Annotated in this window: 20 protein-coding genes; 12 read left to right on the top strand and 8 right to left on the bottom strand. The window is 41.3% G+C overall.

Going from position 1 to position 18,625, the window contains the following annotated elements:
• Positions 1 to 9: 9 nt before the first annotated feature.
• The 3 genes from A9165_RS12810 to A9165_RS12805 all read right to left on the bottom strand — a co-directional run bounded on the left by A9165_RS12810 (position 10) and on the right by A9165_RS12805 (position 2,417).
• On the bottom strand, positions 10 to 1,497 hold the full coding sequence (locus tag A9165_RS12810; RefSeq protein WP_065956171.1) for a radical SAM family RiPP maturation amino acid epimerase: 1,488 nt from the start codon (positions 1,495 to 1,497) through the stop codon (positions 10 to 12).
• 20 nt (positions 1,498 to 1,517) lie between these two features.
• Positions 1,518 to 1,844 carry an SdpI family protein gene (locus tag A9165_RS17225; RefSeq protein ID WP_083216289.1) on the bottom strand — a complete coding sequence of 109 codons (327 nt, stop codon included), beginning with the start codon at positions 1,842 to 1,844 and terminating at the stop codon, positions 1,518 to 1,520.
• 135 nt (positions 1,845 to 1,979) lie between these two features.
• Entirely contained in the window at positions 1,980 to 2,417 is a 438-nt protein-coding gene (locus tag A9165_RS12805; protein ID WP_065956170.1) for a hypothetical protein, read from the bottom strand.
• Between the two features lie 337 nt (positions 2,418 to 2,754).
• Here A9165_RS12805 and A9165_RS12800 point away from each other — a divergent pair, with 337 nt between their 5' ends.
• On the top strand, positions 2,755 to 3,324 hold the full coding sequence (locus tag A9165_RS12800) for a DUF4113 domain-containing protein (RefSeq protein ID WP_369799973.1): 570 nt from the start codon (positions 2,755 to 2,757) through the stop codon (positions 3,322 to 3,324).
• 131 nt (positions 3,325 to 3,455) lie between these two features.
• Here A9165_RS12800 and A9165_RS12795 read toward each other — a convergent pair whose 3' ends face one another.
• Genes A9165_RS12795 through A9165_RS12790 form a run of 3 tightly spaced genes read right to left on the bottom strand, consistent with a single transcriptional unit; the run spans position 3,456 to position 5,231 of the window.
• The gene (locus A9165_RS12795; protein WP_065956168.1) at positions 3,456 to 3,758 is read right to left on the bottom strand and encodes a hypothetical protein; all 303 of its coding nucleotides are present in this window, start codon (positions 3,756 to 3,758) and stop codon (positions 3,456 to 3,458) included.
• The gene (locus A9165_RS17220; protein WP_141686165.1) at positions 3,745 to 4,392 is read right to left on the bottom strand and encodes a nucleotidyltransferase domain-containing protein; all 648 of its coding nucleotides are present in this window, start codon (positions 4,390 to 4,392) and stop codon (positions 3,745 to 3,747) included. The genes A9165_RS12795 and A9165_RS17220 overlap by 14 nt, the downstream gene beginning before the upstream one ends.
• A complete protein-coding gene (locus A9165_RS12790) occupies positions 4,389 to 5,231 on the bottom strand; it encodes a pentapeptide repeat-containing protein (protein ID WP_083216288.1) in 843 nt (280 codons plus the stop codon). Before A9165_RS12790 ends, A9165_RS17220 begins: the two co-directional genes overlap by 4 nt.
• A 449-nt stretch (positions 5,232 to 5,680) precedes the next feature.
• On the opposite strand from A9165_RS12790, the gene A9165_RS12785 reads away from it, so the two are divergent.
• The gene (locus A9165_RS12785) at positions 5,681 to 5,911 is read left to right on the top strand and encodes a helix-turn-helix domain-containing protein (RefSeq protein ID WP_065956183.1); all 231 of its coding nucleotides are present in this window, start codon (positions 5,681 to 5,683) and stop codon (positions 5,909 to 5,911) included.
• A gap of 197 nt (positions 5,912 to 6,108) precedes the next feature.
• A complete protein-coding gene (locus tag A9165_RS12780) occupies positions 6,109 to 7,305 on the top strand; it encodes a flagellin (RefSeq protein ID WP_369799969.1) in 1,197 nt (398 codons plus the stop codon).
• A gap of 667 nt (positions 7,306 to 7,972) precedes the next feature.
• Here the strand turns inward: A9165_RS12780 and A9165_RS12775 are convergent.
• Entirely contained in the window at positions 7,973 to 8,788 is an 816-nt protein-coding gene (locus A9165_RS12775) for a hypothetical protein (RefSeq protein ID WP_141686164.1), read from the bottom strand.
• Positions 8,789 to 9,264: 476 nt separating this feature from the next.
• Between A9165_RS12775 and A9165_RS12770 the strand changes: the two genes are divergently transcribed.
• The 9 genes from A9165_RS12770 to A9165_RS12730 all read left to right on the top strand — a co-directional run bounded on the left by A9165_RS12770 (position 9,265) and on the right by A9165_RS12730 (position 18,092).
• Entirely contained in the window at positions 9,265 to 10,974 is a 1,710-nt protein-coding gene (locus tag A9165_RS12770) for a DUF3987 domain-containing protein (RefSeq protein ID WP_176714626.1), read from the top strand.
• A 1-nt stretch (position 10,975) separates the two neighbouring features.
• Positions 10,976 to 12,295, top strand: coding sequence for a hypothetical protein (locus A9165_RS12765; RefSeq protein ID WP_065956164.1), 1,320 nt, complete (start codon positions 10,976 to 10,978; stop codon positions 12,293 to 12,295).
• 154 nt (positions 12,296 to 12,449) lie between these two features.
• Positions 12,450 to 13,343: a tyrosine-type recombinase/integrase gene (locus A9165_RS12760; protein ID WP_065956163.1), complete on the top strand. Its 894-nt coding sequence runs from the start codon at positions 12,450 to 12,452 to the stop codon at positions 13,341 to 13,343.
• A gap of 10 nt (positions 13,344 to 13,353) precedes the next feature.
• Positions 13,354 to 15,378 (top strand): AAA family ATPase, encoded by a 2,025-nt coding sequence (locus A9165_RS12755; protein ID WP_065956162.1) that lies wholly within the window; start codon positions 13,354 to 13,356, stop codon positions 15,376 to 15,378.
• Between the two features lie 39 nt (positions 15,379 to 15,417).
• A complete protein-coding gene (locus A9165_RS12750) occupies positions 15,418 to 15,879 on the top strand; it encodes a DUF6641 family protein (protein ID WP_065956161.1) in 462 nt (153 codons plus the stop codon).
• A 78-nt stretch (positions 15,880 to 15,957) separates the two neighbouring features.
• Positions 15,958 to 16,404, top strand: coding sequence for a JAB domain-containing protein (locus A9165_RS12745; RefSeq protein ID WP_065956160.1), 447 nt, complete (start codon positions 15,958 to 15,960; stop codon positions 16,402 to 16,404).
• Positions 16,405 to 16,431: 27 nt separating this feature from the next.
• A complete protein-coding gene (locus A9165_RS12740) occupies positions 16,432 to 16,842 on the top strand; it encodes a DUF2787 family protein (RefSeq protein ID WP_065956159.1) in 411 nt (136 codons plus the stop codon).
• Positions 16,839 to 17,108 (top strand): helix-turn-helix domain-containing protein, encoded by a 270-nt coding sequence (locus A9165_RS12735; protein ID WP_065956158.1) that lies wholly within the window; start codon positions 16,839 to 16,841, stop codon positions 17,106 to 17,108. Before A9165_RS12740 ends, A9165_RS12735 begins: the two co-directional genes overlap by 4 nt.
• Positions 17,109 to 17,249: 141 nt before the next feature.
• Positions 17,250 to 18,092 (top strand): site-specific DNA-methyltransferase, encoded by an 843-nt coding sequence (locus tag A9165_RS12730; RefSeq protein WP_065956182.1) that lies wholly within the window; start codon positions 17,250 to 17,252, stop codon positions 18,090 to 18,092.
• Positions 18,093 to 18,161: 69 nt separating this feature from the next.
• On the opposite strand, the gene A9165_RS16935 is transcribed toward A9165_RS12730, so the two are convergent.
• Positions 18,162 to 18,625 (bottom strand): hypothetical protein (locus A9165_RS16935; RefSeq protein WP_218060741.1); only part of this gene is annotated, 464 nt, incomplete at its 5' end.

The raw sequence follows: 18,625 nt of genomic DNA, 5'->3' as shown, positions 1-18,625 counted from the left end.
AACGATAAATTAATTTACAATATTTATATCTATTAATTCTTCCATAGATTTAATACTTGCAGGTCTCAAATAGTCATTTCCTGTCATACCGTATAGCATCATGTCTTGTAAAATTCTTATTGCTAATATTGGGTCACATCCAGATTTAACAGCTTGCTTGACAATATGAGTAGGAGTATTACTACCCTCCTTTAGCAACGGAGCAATAATTTCAAAAGCTTTCATGCTTAAACCAAATTTCTGGTTTCTCACGGTCAATTGTTCGTTTATACTATCTAACCAAAACCCTTCATTCAACCCAATTTTTTGGTTACTATCTGTTTCACGTTTTACTTCATCAATGATCATTTTCCTCATAATATTTTCAATTTCATGAGGTTCTTTGTATTTTTCAGAAGAAAATACGTAATAACCATCTGGCCATTGCTTGGATGGAAGTGTAGGGCTAACTAGCCTTATTGTTTTATTTCTAATATTGATTAAGAAACCCGTCACACAAGCAATGGTACCCTCTTGCATGTTGCTATCTTCACGCTTCCGGTTACGCTCGTCTATAGCCTTTCCTGCGATGGACTTTGAAGTAATGCTACCTTTTCCTTGCATTACCAACTCAACACCTAAGAGTTCTTCAGGTGTAAACTCAGCATGTATTTTCTTTAAAATTGATGTAGACAAGACGGAGAAACGGTTTGGTACGAATTTTGATTCATCCCATAGTTTTAAAACTTTTCTTGTTAATGAAATATCTTTTAAAGGAATTGCTGTTGTGGTTTGCGGTATCGTGCCGACTATTTCGTAATATTTACTAATAAATTTATCATAATCTGGGTTATCAAGTGGTTCTGTAGCCCAATAGCAGAAACCAGTCCTTAGACCTTTCCCCAAAACTTTCTTGACGCTTATCAGTGTGTTTTCCCATTCAACGTCACCAGATTTATCTAAAGCAAAATGCCCTCCGAATTTTTTCGCAGAAATACCACAAAACCAGCAGCCCACACTACATCCATCGGAAAGCTCGAAAGCGACTGGCGGGTGCACAATAGAAGCTGCTGGAGACCCTACATCTAAAAGCGTTCTAATAATTTGTCTATTACGCCACAAGTCAAATTCTTTAAACTCACCATCCGTATTTCCTGATTGAAGATAAAATGCTAAAGATTGCATTATGTTTGCATAATATTCATCCCACTTTGCAGTTAGTGGCCAAGTCTCTCTAGTTGCATCTTTTCTAAAATGTGAATACTCTGGATCTATGATTGGCCTCAACGACTCTATATTTTTTAGCTTTACGCCTACACTTTCTGCTAGTTCATCAAGATTTTTACTTCCATTTTTCACTTGTTGCCTAAAGTCACTATCACCACCGTAGCACTCTAAAAATCTCTTGATATGACTTAACTCTCGCAATTCTTCGCTATTTTTCTCAGATATAAATCTCGTATATGGTGATACATACTTTTCGGACACCATGACATCCTTTTTAATATCAAACTCCATTACTCAGCATCCTCTCTCTATTAAAAAATTAAACCAACAGACATTCCAACTAGAGACAGTAATATTGGCGTTAATACACAAATTACTGTAGCTTGAATTCTATTTGAGACGAAGTTATTATAAATTAAGTATATTAGCATTATTGAAGCAATACCAGAAATTACAAGCCCCAATCCAACATTATAATTAACTGTATACCAACACTCTATATTTGACATGGTTTTAGGGATCCTAACACCATACCAGTTATTAGGTTCAATCTTTTTCAATACGAGAGGAATACCAATTAGAGTAAACCCTATTGAAATAATATATGACAGATAGTAAGTAAACTTTAAAGCAATCATCGAAAATTTCCAAATTCTACCTGAAAAGACTGCATTGAAAGCAAGATAGTGATGCTCGTAAAGACAACAATTTACATTCCGAACATCAGCATTTTTATGTTATTGCTTAAGAGCCTTAACAGGTTGCTTTTTAACCTAGTAAAGCTCAATATAACCGTAAGTTACTGTAACTGTAGTAATTGCGGCGGCGGCGGCTACAACCGCAGCTGCACCAACTTTTACTGCAACGCCACCGCTTGCAACAACAACAATTACAGCTGCAACAACCGCTACTGCAGCAACAACCGCTGCAACGACTGTTGTCCCCCCGCTCACATGGCCTATTTCATCATTTGTTAGCTCTCTGAAATCATCTAGCTTCCCGTCATGTACGAATACTCGAGCTTCTGATTCAGACGAATTTGGAGGGAATTTCTCGTTCAAATATTCTTCTATATCAAATGACTTCAACTCATGCCCAAGTTTCCGTGAATTTTTTATGAATGTATCCCAGTTAAATTTACCATCCATTAAAGTTTCTAAAATATCTGGATTTAGCTTTATAGACTCGCTTAGTCTCTCTATTGACTCCATTATTCCAACTCCTTGTGTAAATTTTAAGTTTGCTACAGGTCATGCATTCCGCTTAACCCAGTTCAAAATATAGGCACACTTTTTTTTTGTCAACACAAGGCGTCAAATTTATTACCTTTTGACACAAATGGACGACCATAATTAACAATGTTTCTTTACATTCACATTTAGTCACTATCTCACGCAATCCAATGCCGCACTAGTTTCATAAGCATTAATTAGTCTTTATTGATTAAGATAGTGCTTAACCATGAGATCGCCAACTGATGCAATAAATCGAAATCATTACCGATTATGAAAAGTCAATTTTTCATTTCTAGCCAATGGTAAATCGTGTCTGGAGCTGGAACAAGTAGCACCAACTAAAAAGGAAATCGTCAGTTCACGCTCATTTGGTGAAAGAATTATCTGCAAACAGCAGATGCAGGAGGCTATTAGTGAGTATGTAAGTCGTGCTTGTCAAAAACTGCGTAAAGAACAACAAGTAACCAAGCAATTACGTGTTTTTCTGCGAACCAGCCCATTTAGCTATAGAGAACGTGATCCGTACTATGCAAACAGCATCAGTACATCGCTTGTAACGCCAAGCGCTGACACTCGTGATTTCATTAGTCTTGCAGTAAAGCTGCTCGACAAGATCTTGCGTGATGGTTATCGCTATGCAAAGGCAGGAGTGATGCTGTCAGATTTTTATGATGAAGGTATGTATCAAGGAAGCCTGTTTGAACCGGAACCACCTAGATATCAAAGCAAAGCACTGATGACTGCCATTGATAAACTTAACAGCAGTGGTAAAGGCAGGGTCTGGTTTGCAAGCCAAGGTATTAATCAAGACTGGTCGATGAAACGCGGTATGTTATCGCCGCAATACACTACCAGTTGGGTTGATCTGCCTGAAGCTAAATAGGTGCTTTGAGCGAAAAGCGAACATTTACGCCTGGGCTCACAGGCGGCGAACTCGGGGCGCAGCGGAGAGTTTGGCGTCCTTGTATAGCCCGTTGTAATGTCAGTATTTATAATTATTTCAACCGAAAAGTTCTAGCTGTAAAGATATTTTTCTACCGAACTAGCGATCTTAGAAGTCAGTACCGAAACTTCCAGTGACAAATGTTTGTACTCTTCTGTAATTTGCTCTTGACTTTTGTTTGACAGGAAAAATAGCTTATCTGCAGCCTCATTAATCAAAAGAAGCAATTCAGCTTGTTCCTGTATATTGTTCGCGCGAACCCATCTGCTGATTGCACCATTTGATAGCCCAAATAGCTCTTCTGACCAATCAATTTGATTTACCTTCGACAGTATCTGCCTTTGCGCTGAAATTCTGTTGTTAAACTCGCTCATATCGTATCTCCGGCGACAGATAGCTAACTGCTAGGTTGCCCATCCATTCAACAACAACGTGAGCTGATTCTACAACGAGATCAATATCGCTGTTCGTCAGAGGCTCGCCATAACCTCTTGTTGATAATATTCTCGCCCTAACAAATACATTGAATTCGCTTTCGGTGATCGGCAACTTTTTGTCAATTAGCAGTGGTGAATATCGTGAAAATACTGGGCTTCCTGCCCCCAGAGAATAACACGTTGCAAAATTTCTTGTTGCAAGAAACATACATGATATGTCAAACGTCGGGCTGTTGGTTGCAGTTATTAGTGAATTCAACGACTCCGAGAACAGTAAGCGAAATTTCTCGCAATCCTCAATCGATTTCACATATCTAGCAGGCTCACCTAATCCATTAAGGAAGTCTTCCCCGGTTGATGAATAGAGTAATTTTGACTCCAGGTGTAGATGCCAAGCAAATGGATTTCCTTCTGACCACAATTCTCGAATTCTTTTGTGCGAATAGATTGAGAATCGATTTGAATCAATACCTGGGTTCGGTTCTGACAGACAAGCCAAGAGGTCTATATCGGACGATCTATCGACCTCGCCTCTGCAAATAGACCCGAAAGCGTATAAATGAGTGCTCATCGCCGACTGAACCTCTTAACCAAGAGAGTCGTCAAAAGCGCAAACGATACAAACTTGGCACCGGTAATTATTGAAAGAACACCCGTAGAAAAATTCGGTGGTGAAACGATGCCGAAGAAAATAGCTGGGGCTTGAAAAAGGTTATCCCAATAATGGCTTAGGTCTGAAGGACTTCCATTCTTGAAGGTGTCATATACGGTTATACCGATCAGAATAAAAGCGAGCGAGCGTATCAACTTCAAGATACTTTCCCCATTACCCCAAATTGCATGAAGCACCCAAAACTCTAGCCACCTTAGAAACTGGAGCGTGCTCTTAAGTACCCCGCCGTATTTCTTCTTATAATAGGTTTCCTTAGATAACCAGGATTTATAGAGATACGCCGACGTTGCACCAAGCTCAATGCTTATTGCCTTGTTTACTGATTTTGCATCTCCAAGCTGCTGATAATTCATCCTAAGTGAGCGCGAAAAATGCATTCTCAGATTTTCTTCCCTCGGTGCCTCGCTTTCTAGGACTTCATGATCAATAAATGTTCTTTCGAAAGTGGCGTAGCGAAAATCGCATCCCGCAAATGTTGTCTGGTGGAAATTTGAACCAACAAAACGACACCCGGTAAAATCACAGCCGTCAAATACGCAATTATTTATGTAACAGCCATCGAATACGCAATGCATAAATGACACGTTTTTGAATTTTACGTTTTTTGCATTTAACCGAATAAACACTTTGAATTGAAGGGATTTCTTATCGCCTTCGATATCCTTTGGGACATAGTAGTCGGTGACCACCTCCCGGTTTCCTTTGGCCAAAAATTGATCAGGTGTTTCCGTCGTCATTTAGTAATTCTTCATTGGTATCATCTGTTTGTACTGCGATTCTGGGTTTTCAGGCGTAACACTTATTCGGCAGGTCGACCTGTAATTAAACACGGTTCAACCTGCTTTTGTAAATTTGTTATAAAGAACACTACACCTTTATCTTAAGGCTTACAACAGCTTATAGATATAATTGATGTTAATTCGGCCGACAAGTACGGGTTCATACGCCTAACAAAACACTGGTAGCACTATCACTGTATTGGAAATAAACACAGTAATTAAGCCTCGAATGAAATATAAAAAATGTCTGCTTTTGGCACAAAGCCACTATTCAACAATCCCTTTTATTAACCATTAACAAGAACAAAACTGCCGCACAATGACTAGACTTATAATCCTAGGATTATAGCCTATAGACCTATATCGACCAAAACCGCATAGTCCCCATGATTTTTCTGGGAAGCACTATGAACGACAAATTTTTAAAAAAACTCGGTAGAAACATCAGTGACAGACGCAAAGCTAATCAATTGACTCAGCTTTCACTATCACATGCGACTGGTGTTGACCCAAGTTATATAAGCAGATTAGAACGTGGTATTGCAAATGCTAGTCTAGACTCACTTCTTAAAATCGCTAAAGCGCTAAACTGCACTGTCAAAGACCTCATCCCTGATTCGAACAACCCTATAGATTAAGCTTAGCGCATACGACTAGCGCGTTCTGGCTTTACGCAAGCTCTGCATCTTCCCTGCTTCAGGTAAATTTATTTCAGGATCTCGCTAAAGATCTGTATAGCTCGTGACGATAACACCCATAAGAAAGGATTATATGCCTAGGATTATAGCTAATGCTATTCGTCAGTACGAATCTATCATCGCTTACCGCACAGAGAATGCTAAGCAATCTGAATACGCCTTTTAATCAGACGTTTCAGAGATTAGCTTCAGGCTATCAAATTAATTCTGCTGCTGATGATGCCGCTGGCCTGCAAATCTCTAACAGGCTAACCAGTCAGATTAACGGTATTAATCAGGGGATCAGAAATGCCAATGACGGTATATCATTATCTCAGATTGCTGAAGGCGCGTTAGATGAGATGACAACAGCTATCCAACGTATGCGGACTCTGGTAATTCAGTCTCGCAGCGGAATCAACAGTCAACAGGATAGAACCGCCTTACAAAATGAGATCCGCCAGATCAACAAGGAAATTACCCGTATAGCAGAGACAACTAGTTTTGCAGGTATACCGCTACTTGATGGCAGACTTAACCGTGATTTTCTTGTTGGCGCAAACGCTGGAGAAAATATCAACGTTAATCTTGAGCGTGATGAAGGTTGGACAGCGGAGGGATTACGGTTATCAGAAGTAGTAGTTGATGGCAGTGATGGTGTTAATAACCCAACACAGAATGGCTCACCTATTACTCCAGGTTATGTTATTCAGGCTCCTTTTCCAGCAGTCTTAGGAACGATCTCAGGATTAGAAGTACGAATAAATGGTAACGAGTTCAGACCTATGCCAGATGTGGTGTTTTCCAGTACTGATCCTGGCGTAAATGCCTTCAATTTTGCCGTTGCCATGCAATCAACTGATATTTCGCTGGTGATTGCTCAAGGAGACAACTTCAGTTTGGGGGATCAACTTTTTCTTTTAGCAGGAAGCATCGAATTTAGAATATCAGGTGTGGCAACTGATGAAGCAACGGCTCAGGCAAACAGAGCACTTATTTCTAGTCTTACCGGAATACCTGAGTCATTTTTCGGTGAACAAGCGTACAACCTTTTTCCTCCAGAAGACGAAGATTCGATCACTCAATTTAACCTTAAGATCATCGATGAAGCGCTCAGCACGATTGATAGCGCCAGAGCTAAGCTCGGTGCCACGCAAAACCGCTTTCAGGCGACAATTAGAAACCTGAGTAATATAAGTGAAAATGTTAGTGCAGCTCGAAGCAGAATCAGAGATACCGACTACGCGAAAGAAACGGCTGAACTAACACGCCTTCAGATCTTGCAGCAGGCCAGTACCACAGTGCTATCGCAAGCTAATCAGCGACCACAAGCTGCACTAGCACTACTGCAATAAATAGTATTGCGTTACCTCAGAATGCACAGTCAAAACATCCGAAACCTAGACTAAGATAATGTTGGTTTTACACTGTTACTGTTGAAAATCACTGTCAAAACAGTCAAAACCCATGCGAACACAATACAAGTTTATACCGATTTACTGAAAATCACTGTCAAAACTCCCATTACCTGTACCTAACAGCATTAGAAACAGGTATATAACTAGATGTAATAATACAATGCTTTCTTATATCGTTGTATATAGTAATAGTTATGAGGGTATTAGCAGTGAAATATTAGTAATACACCATCACAATCAGATCCAATAGATCCCTGCACGAAGTGCAGTATGTATGGCGAAGCCATACTTTCTTATAGCAATAGAATCACAATCACAATCACAAGTGGTAGAAAACTACTCTACGATCAGCATAGACCTATACTTAGTAGCTCAGTAGCTCAGTAGCTCAGTAGCTCAGTAGCTCAGTAGCTCAGTAGCTCAGTAGCTCAGTAGCTAAAGATACTCAACCATACCTCATTACCACCCTAATACTATTAAAATACGATAAATATTAACCACCTTAACCATAAATGGTTTCAGAGGTTTTGGCAGTGCAGATATTGATCTCTACTAAGATTGCTAAACCACTACCAACCAGTAACAGCTACCAGTCTTAAATGTTCTAAGACTTAACAATGTCTGCCGCCTCTTCAGCTTTTTTAGCTGATTTTGGTTTCTGTGGTATTGACGGTTCTGACGGTACTTGCAGTAACAACTTAGTCCAATATGGTGTATGAACCATCCATCGACCTATCCTAATATGCTTAAGCCTTGGCTTTCTCTTAACCGCCTTAGTATCAATTTTGGGTATTGCACTAGTTTTCGGGTGGCGATTTGAATATAAATTCTCTTCAACAATATCAGTTACTGTAATGTATCCAAAGTCATGTAAGCTATCTAAAGCATTGGAGAGCTCTTTCTGGTAGTCCTCAACAAAAAGCAATTCTAGTCTCTTAAAAAGATCAAAGAACCCTGCTATATAGTAGTGTAATTCTTCTGTTTGATGGTAGCCGTATACACAAATGTAATCATCAAATCGCCTATTGAAAACACTGTAATCAGGCGTATCACGGACAATGAATATATAACCAGGATAGTAAAATTCGCCTTTGTGAGTAAAAATGCTGTATAGATAGAGTGCTAATTTTGTCTCTAGATGGCTTAAAAACTTGTTGTTGACGACATTTTCAATATAGTAGTTACGCTCACTACTTCCCCATTTATTAAGGTCTATACCTCCATTATTCGTCCTTAAACCATCAGATGTCTTATCGGCTTTTTTTTCATCTTTAGGCTTTCTGGGAATAAAGCCTGGTAAAAGATGCTTAACCAGCTTCGGCCTGTGTGCGCTCTCAGGCACGAGCATGATTGGATTTTCATCAGTGCCAAGCATATTGGAGCGATGAGGTCTACGAGCTGAATAAGGCTTATCCGTCATTAAAATATTTCCCATTATAGGTGCAGAACAAATCTAATAAACTGAACCAGACATTTACATCATATTATGCATCCCTGCAAAAAACAAAATGTGTGTATCTCCTAAAAAAGCAAACCTAAGAACTTGAATAAAAAGGTTAATTTCAAAAGTAAAAAATTTATACTGTTATTTGTTAGTTAAAGTGCATTTTTCCCAAAATAGGTAAACACCTGAAGTCCATATCTGACGTGCCTCACAGGGTTTTTAACTCAAAACAACGTGTGAAACATATTTCAAAATAATTTTCACCACCTCTGAAGCCCAGTATTAATGCGGCTTACAAGGCATTATAAAGTATCGCAACTTTATTTTTTGGTGTCTAACTGCATGTTTTGAAATGCCTCAGACTACTCATGTGGCCGCAAAAAAAAACGACTTAAATTCCGATGGATTTGAGTCTTGCAGCTGACATTAACTTAAATCATGAGAGTATAAAAATGGCTAAAAGCAAAAACTTCCGTAAGACAATCGGTGTGCCACCACATGGCAAATCTAAATTTGTTCAAAAAGGTAGTACAACAGCAAATGTATCGACTAAGGCGAAAACTCAGTCTCTTAAACAAACGCCAGCAAACACAGTGAAAGAGGTTAAAGAGACTCAAAGTACGGGATTCTCAGCACTGAAACCTGATCTCCGCAATGACGCTGAACTTAACTCGAAAGACATATGCAAACATCAACTTAAGAAGCTGAAGGATGCGAGTAAGGTTACGAGTCCTAAATTTCAGGAGTCTATGCTGCCAGACCTTTTGTTACAAATGGCTACGGCAATTGCAATCCGTTCAAACTCCAGCATCGCTTATGCTGCTATCTGTATCTATGTGATAGTCAGCAACCTACTATCTAGAATAGTTTTTGTGCAACCGTTTAATAATAACTCTGGATTCAGGATTTCACCAAATATGTCGGGCCTGATCGTTGATAACCCGAGCACTGGTAAATCAGGAACTCTTGATACCGCACTTGCTGCTGTTACAGAAGTTATTAGTCAACATTCAACCCGCGAGTTGTCCGATTTAGAAAGCTTAAAAATCGCTCAGTTAAAAAGGATGGCGAAAAAGAAGGTTAATGAAATTCTGATACTCGAAGAAGAAGAAGGAGAAGATCATGAAGAAGTAAATCAACTGAAAAAAGAGGCTGCCGTTATTCAACAAAGAATAAATGAGCTAAAGCAGAAAAAAGGTATACCAGACTTTTTGCTAAGTAATCTTACTAAAGCAGCCTTGCTAAAGACCGTCAGCGAAACTGACTACCCGATTATCATGAACAAACATGAGGTAGGTTCCATTCTGAAACTTTCTCAAAAGCCGGGTGACGTCTTCAAAGAGCTTCTTATTGAACTTATGGATGGTAATAGTCGCTCTAACCATGTCGATGGACATCGAACATACAAAACAAAGGGTAAGAAAGCAGGTTTGCTTGGCTGTACACAGCCAGATACCCTCGAAAAAATTGTGGGTTTTGTGAACGATGGACTGATTCAGCGCTTTTCTTTGATTGCCTTCTGCGAAAAAAATAAAGTTGCCCAAGATGCAATGAGTGATACACATGTTGATGGATGCTTGACGCTTTGGGAAAAAATAATCGAGAAACTTACCACATTTAATTTTAAAGACTGGGAGGTCATTCTACCAACTAAAGACGCAGAAGCTTCCTTAAGACAAATAAAGGCTGATTATGAAAGCAAAATGGCCGAGGAAAGTGATAGACCGATCATTGAGGGACTTTATGGCAAACGGTTCCCTTTTATTGCATCCGTGTCACTCGTTAACGCTTTTTTCCGTACTAAGAAGTTAAATTTTTCCGAGTTAACTATTGAACTTGAAGATGTTGAGTGCGCGGCAGAATATGTTGAGTTTAACGAGGTTCATTTTAAAAACGCGTTTGGCCTTAATGAAACGAAGCGTGAAGCAAAAGCGTTAGAACTTTTGGAACGTCTGATCTCATCGAACTTGGCATCAAAATCATTTACCGTCAGCCAAGTCATCAAAAAGGAATGGCGTGGCTTTAAGGGTGCGGCTTTAGTGGAGTCACTGTTAGGGATGCTTAACCAGTACCAACTGATCGACAAACGTTCGTCAGACTCGTCACTAGGTGGCCGTCCAACTGTGTACTGGAAAATTAACCAGGATTTGCTGGAGGTTTAACATGACTAAGCAGTTCAAAGCAAAATCCATTAACGTTGATAGCTTTGAGCAACTGCAAGCTTCATTAGGTGCCTTTCGGCACCTAATGAACAAGTGTGTTGCCCCAGAAGATTATCAGACAACCATTAACCGTCGTTCTATTGCAGAATTTGAGTTAAATGCACTGGCTAAATCATACAGCGCAAAGCCTCAAGTGCCAGAAACGTCATTAGAGTTCTTGGTTGCCTATGACACGCTGTTACGTAGCCAATTATCAGATCCAGAAAAGTGGGGACTTATACCCACCATAGACTCCGTTAATTTTACCGCATCAGCAACAAAATCAGAGGTAGCAGCGATTACACAGTTTTTTGAGCGCGCTGATATTAGCGACTATAACTTGGTAGCAGTGAAAGACCTAGGCAACCATAATCAGTACTTGGAAGAGAAAAAAATTCGGAATTATTATCGGAGTACATACCGAATCCGTCTTCTTGAGCCTGATGCAACCAAGAGTGAGCCGCTATATTTTTCATTTGGTACATGGAAGCGTAAAGGTAAAAAGCAGAAAGCACTACGATTTTCGTTTAACCCTGCTCGTTTCTCGAATGAGCAGATTCAGGACATTTTCAAAGCGCTTGAGCAGACTGGGATATTTAAAAACCTGCTAAAGACACTTACAGCAGCTACAGTAACTCGCATTGATCTGGCTTTAGACTTCGTTGGTATTCCAGCGGCTATGATCCCTTTAGCAACGAGTAATGTTCAAAGGTATAACGCCGTACCAAAGAAACCTGAAGATGGTCTAGGTCAGACGTTCTATGTTGGCAGTAAAAGTAAGTCTCGTACTGTGATTTATAACAAAATCGCTAAACAACTAGGGAAACGTCAGCATCATGTTGTAACGCTTTCAGGTCCAGACACAAACCCATTTGAGTTAGTTCGCTTAGAGGTTGTTTCAATACCACAGGGTAATAATGGTAAAAAAATTAAACTGCCGGAGCTGGAAACTTTGTCATCTATGTTTCGTGCTAAAGCAGTATATTCACCTCTACTTTACCTGGAGTATCCTCAGCTGACGGAACAGTTTCTGGAACTAGGCGTTATCAAAACCTTACGCAACTATTCGAAAAAGTTGGATAAGAGCGGCAATCTGTTGACCGCAAAAATGTTAAAACAATTGACAGTTAAAAATAAATCGATGCGTCAGAAGCAGCTGAAGGCTATGTTTAAGTTGATTGAGAAGTACAAGATGCACATTAACCTGACTTGGTTTAATGCCAAACAAAAGGATGCCATTAAAAAACTAATTTTCAACATAACTGCATTCAGTCGTGATTGATACGTTTGTTTAGGCTGACCACAACTAGATTAAGCGCGTCAAAAATAGAGGCTGAATTTTGAGCAGTTTTATGCTATAATTCAGCCTCTTACATCACATATCTCTCCTGTTTTACAACCCCCAAAAATCACAACTTAACTATCGGAGGTACTCTATGAGTACAGCTTCGCCGTATTCGCTTTACCTAAGCAAATTGTCGGCAACAAGCAGGGTATCTATTGCCTCACAACTGCGTAGCATTGCACGTATCATGGGCTGGCCGCTTGATGATGTGACCCGTTTTAATCGCGTCAACTATCAGGAAATGCTGCAAATCCGTGCGCTGTTACAGCATGAAGGCTGGGCACCTCGCTCTGTCAACCGTGCCCAGGTTGCGCTTAAAAGCATCGTTAAAATCGCGGTCATGATGAAGCAAGCTGATGCAGAGCAACTAGAGCAGCTAAGTACCATCAGTCAGCTTAAATACCCTGAATTTCCAGGCACAGCGCTAACTAAGCAGCAGGTTAAATCGTTGTTTGAGATGCTAACGCGTTCAACATCAGCAACCGGTGTTCGCAACGTTGCCTTGTTCGCAGTGCTACTGGGTACTGGCCTTAGACGCTCTGAGCTGGTAGCGCTTGATATAAAAGACCTCGACCTGAGTAAGCAAACACTGCTGGTGCGTCATGGTAAAGGCAATAAGTCGCGTACTGTGTTCTTGCCTGACTGGTGTCAGCAACATCTACAAAACTGGCTGGCGCTTCGTTCAAAACAAGCAGGTTTCTTGTTCTGTCCGGTGCAAGTAGGCGGCAAAATGAGCCCTGATAGCGCTATCAGTGTGTCACTCGTGTTCAGGTTAATTAAGAACAAGTTAAAACGAATAGGCGTTGAAAATGCGTCACCGCATGACCTTCGACGCACCTTTATTACGCGCTTGCTTGAGCAAAATGTTGACCTGAACACCGTGCGTCAGATGGCAGGCCATGCGGCTATTACCACAACCACAATCTACGATAAACGCGATGTGCAGTTTATGCAGCAAGCCGCTGCGGCACTGCGTTATGAGTAAGGTCTCGAGAATGGCAAAAGCTAAACATAAATCACCCTCGCGTCACCTTAATCATATGGCTGGCGCGATGTGTTATCGCTTACTCACTGAAATACCTGATGCAATACACATGGTCGAGCTAACGTTACCGATGGTCAGTCGCATTATAGGCACTGGCTTATCGAACAAGGATTACAACACGAACTTTGAACTTCTGGAGCTGCTAAAAATCCCTGATCCTGCACCGAAGAAAACCGAACAGGTTAGAAAAAATCTCAGTCAGCTGTGCAGTATATTTGAATTAGATGAGCGAGTCGCAGTGCTGCTTGAGTTTATCCTCATCATGAACATTAACCCGAACGCGAAGTTTTTAATCGACTGCATTGAGTTACCAGACCAAGATCATGACTTGATGCTGTTCTACGAGCACATCAGTGGCCTTGATAAGCATCATATTATTGAGGCAATGGAATCGCTGATATCAAAAGGGATTCTTAGTGCCGATGCAGCACCACAACATTTGCCGTGGTTAGAGATGTCTAACCCTATTCAGTATCTACTGACAAAAAGTGTCGTGACATCCTGCGAGCAAATACTGGCAAGCTTTTTAGTCAAAAGCCCTGCTCCAGTTTTCACACTGTCAGATTTTGACTATGTGAACATCGACCTGCTGCTTAGGTATATGCAAAAAGCAACTGCAGCTCAGCATACCGGTATTAATGTGCTGCTTTATGGTTATGCCGGCACCGGTAAAACTGAGTTAGCGCGCGCCCTCGCTGCAGAGCTTGACCGGCAGTTATTTGAGATAGGTAGTCAGGTCATTGCAGACGGTAAGTTGCAGCAAAAACACAGTACTAAGTACGTGAACAGTCAACGTGTGCAATACCTGACAACTGTGCAGACCTTGCTTCGCAACAGTACAGAAAACCTGTTACTGATTGATGAGTGTGAAAGCATCTTTCTTAATGCTGACAGCTCTTACAGCAAAGATATGCTGCATCAGACGCTTGAACGCAATACGGTGCCAGCGATTTGGATAACTAATCATGTTGGTTGTCTGGAAGATAGTTATTTACGCCGCTTTAAGCTGGTACTGGAAATCAACTCACCGGATGAGAACAAGTTAAAAGCGTTAACTGAACAGGTAGCGCATGGCCTTAACCTCAGCGACCATGCAATTGAGAAAATCGCGACAGTTAAACACATCACACCGGCAATCATCGGTAATGCGGCTTATGTCACAAAAACTGTTGGTGAGAAGCGAAAAAAAGCTGAAAGCACCATGCTGGAGGTGATTGAAAATACACTTGAAGCCTGTGGACTGTGGCAAAACGACATGAGTTATCAGCAGGAAATTCCTTTTGATGTGAGCCTGCTGAACCTAAAGCAACCGAAGTCTGTTATCGATGAAATCAATCATGCGGTATCGCAAAGCCAGCCAGTTCGTGTACTGCTCTGCGGTCCACCCGGAACCGGCAAAACTGCTTATGCGCATTACCTGACTAAAGCGCATGACATCAAGTTAAAGAGGGTGCAGTGCTCAGATGTCCTTAGCAAATACGTAGGTGAAAGTGAGCAGAACGTTCGAGAGCTTTTTATCAGCGCACATCGCAACAAACACGCGCTGCTGCTTGATGAAGTCGATAGCTTACTGACGAGTCGTGACAGGCTTAAGGCCCAGCACGAAACGCAGTTAGTGAATGAAATCCTGACGCAGCTTGAATGCTTTACACAGCCGCTCTTCGCTGCAACTAATTTCGAAACAGCGTTAGACAAAGCCGTACTGCGTAGATTCGATTTTAAGCTTGAGTGCGACTACTTGCATACAGAGCAAGTGTTGATGCTGTTCCGTCGCGTTCTAAGCGTTTCTAGACTTAGTCAGGACGAGCAACAACAGCTCAGCACACTCAAGCGCTTAACACCTGGCGATTTTGCAATCATCGCAAGACGCATGAAGTTTCAACCCAAGCAAGACCATCGTCAGTCAGCGCTGCAAATGCTGCTCGACGAGAACAAACGTAAACAACCCAACCCAACGATTGGCTTTGTTCACTAATTTAGTGACAAGCGCCAGCGACTAATAAAGGAAATACCTATGACAAGCATATTGAGTTCTCTCAAGGTTATCGCTCGCCCAAAAATTGAGCCAAAACCACCCATCTTAGGCAAACGCCTGAAGCTGATTGAAAAGCTGGATGAGCAGCAGGCAATGGCGCAGGCCATGCTAGATGGTCAGGCCTATGAAGCCTACAAGGATAAAAAGGTGAAAGACCCTGATACCGGTGAGCGCAAAACCGTGCGCACTCGCAAAGCGGTTCGCCCCTGGTACTTTGATGACAACGAGCACTACTACTTTGAAATCAAAGTCGGCCTTAAAACACTGGAGCTGGAAAAAGGCAAAGCGGCAATTGATGTCGGTAAGAAAGAAGATTTACCCACGGTCATCAGCACCATCATCAAGGCCGTCGAGAGCGGTGAGCTGGATGCACAGATATTGCAACTGTCACCGGCAAAACCCCCGAAACAACCTAAAGCCAAAACCACGGATAAGAAGTGATGCGATATGGCCGGTCAGTGTGCCGGCCAATTCAATCAACAGCATTAAATAACGTTTAGCAGGTTTTGGAGGTGCATTATGGCAACCCTGCGAGAAATTGAACTGACCTACCGCTTCAAAGAAGTGGATTGCGATATTACCGGCAAAACCGCCAATTGCCCTGAAGTCATCGGTCAGCTGTTTGACTACCTAAAGCATGAAACCAAAGAAGTGTTTATTGCAGTGAACCTCACCGCGCAGCATGAAGTGAATTGCTTTGAAGTGGTGGCAAAAGGCACTGCCGATGCAATCAGCACAAGGCCGGTTGAGCTGCTACGTACAGCCGTCATTTTAAACCTAAAGGCGGTTATCTTAATTCACAACCACCCATCAGGGTTAAGTGAACCGAGCCAGGCCGATGTGCGCTTTACCGAGCGGGTCACCGAGATAGGCAACATCTTAAACATCACCGTGCTGGACCATGTGATTATCGGCCTTAACCAACACACCAGCATGCGACAAACCCACGCTCATATTTTTAAGTAACACCCAATCTATTCAGGAGTAAACAGTATGCGTATTCAGTACGAGGGCTTAGCTTTGCCTGTATCAAAGCGATTTATCGAAGAGCTGATTAAAGTTATCGAACCGCACCGAGAGCCATTAGCAGAATTTGTCTGTGCGAACTTTCGGGACCCGAAATACAGTGCCGAACAAGGCGGCTATCATCCAGTTGAAATACTACTCACCGGCACCAGTGGCCGTTACGACATCTGTTACATCACTGACTTTTGTTATGCCGGTATCGGTGATTGTGCAGAGCTGGTGAAATCTTTGGACTTCGAGTTTATCGCTGGCACCTTTCAGGACATGACCGGCTACTACCCCATTGAAGTCGCCAGAGAAATCTACCCGATTTGGGAAGACAACTTTTTAACCTACTGGCTAGATATGGGGGTTTTTGAGGTGGAGGTATCATCATGAGTAGAATAGAGAAACGCAAGAACATCAATAATGATGATCCGCGCAGAGCCGCATTAGGTCAGTGGGTACGTGAACAGCGCATGGCAAAAGGGTATACTATGCGAGATATGGCAGCGAAAAGCGGCAGACCGCATAGCTATTTTGGAAAGATTGAACAGGCACAGCGAGGACTGGACTTGTTGGAATTCATTGATATGTGTGAGTGGCTTGATGTGTCTCCATTAAAATCATTCGTATCTCTACAAGTCGTTATCAAGAACTATTGACAACTAAATTTTCTGGCATCAGCCATCTTAAACTGTATACTTATACATATAAATTTAACGCGTAGAGGTAACATCTCTACTTATCTGTCGGGAACATATTCTATGAATTTGAGTGTTGGAGATTTGTTTGAAAACGATTTCATGCACGACCAGAGTTCTATTCTCGATGAGGCGAGCAAGGGAAGAATAATTATCGGAGATGCTCTAGCCAAACTTAGAGAATTACCCGATAAATCGGTCAATTGCTGCATTACATCACCTCCGTATTGGGGGCTTCGTGATTACGGAATTGAAAATCAAATTGGAGCCGAGCAAAACCTTAATGATTTTCTTGATAAATTGGTCGAAGTCTTCAGAGAAGTTAGAAGAGTTTTAACTGACGATGGTACTTTCTGGCTGAACATTGGGGATAGCTTTACCAGCGGTGGTAGAACCTGGCGTCAGTCTGACAAAAAAAATGAAGCTAGGGGTATGGACTATCGACCGCCTACTCCTGAAGGTTTAAAACCCAAAGATTTAATTGGAGTTCCTTGGAAACTTGCATTCAAACTTCAAGAGGACGGTTGGTACTTACGAACAGATATAATTTGGCATAAACCTAATGGACAGCCGGAGTCTGTGCGAGATAGGCCAACTCGAGTCCATGAGTTTGTCTTCATGTTCTCAAAAAGTGAAAAATACTTTTATGATGTCGATGCAGTCAAAGAGCCATCAGTAGATGGTAAAACTAGACGACTTCGCTCAGTTTGGTCTATTAATACTAAACCGTTTAAAGGAGCACACTTTGCTGTATTCCCCCCCGAGCTGGTCAAGTACTGCATGCTAGCTGGATCTAAGAAAGATGATGTTGTTTTAGATCCGTTTTTTGGCTCAGGAACAGTCGGGGTAGTTGCAAATCAGCTTGACAGGCAATGGTTAGGTATTGAGTTAAATGATGAGTATGTAGAGATCGCGAAGAAAAGAATTTTTGTTGAACGGTTTTAACTCTCGGGGAATTCAGGCACGTATATTCGTGCCTGAAAACCTAGATTCTTAATGTGTACATAAAGCGTTCTAGAATTCCCATGACGCATGTTGGATACAAATACTCTTATCTAAATGTTTTATCTGTAACTTACGTTCGCCACCACCATCAAAATATAACGAAAATATAGGGTTGCCGTATTTATTAGTTACATAGCAATAGCCCGGCTTAGGGAATTGTTTACTGTCCATCTTTAACTCAAACCTTCCATTCTTGCATTCAAGTAGAATCTCTTTAGGGATCTCTACAAGTTCATAATAACGACTAAAATTAGAGTTAACTTTTTTCCCACTTAGATGGCGCATAACTAGAATTCGGTCATATCCACCCAAATGCCTCATGAATTCTTCAGCAAGCTCAACTAGAACTTGCTCTTTCTCAATTTCAAACTTTTCTTTGTTACCCCAACTGGCATTCTTACCTAGCTCCATCCACTTGGATATATGAACTGCATTTAAATTTGAGTTTTTTGCCTGAGGTATCCCCAGAAATT

It is taken from the genome of Alishewanella sp. HH-ZS (assembly GCF_001704375.1).
Lineage (GTDB): Bacteria > Pseudomonadota > Gammaproteobacteria > Enterobacterales > Alteromonadaceae > Alishewanella > Alishewanella aestuarii.
The sequence above is the reverse complement of the archived record's forward strand: the minus strand, read 5'-3'. Positions and strand labels throughout refer to the sequence as shown.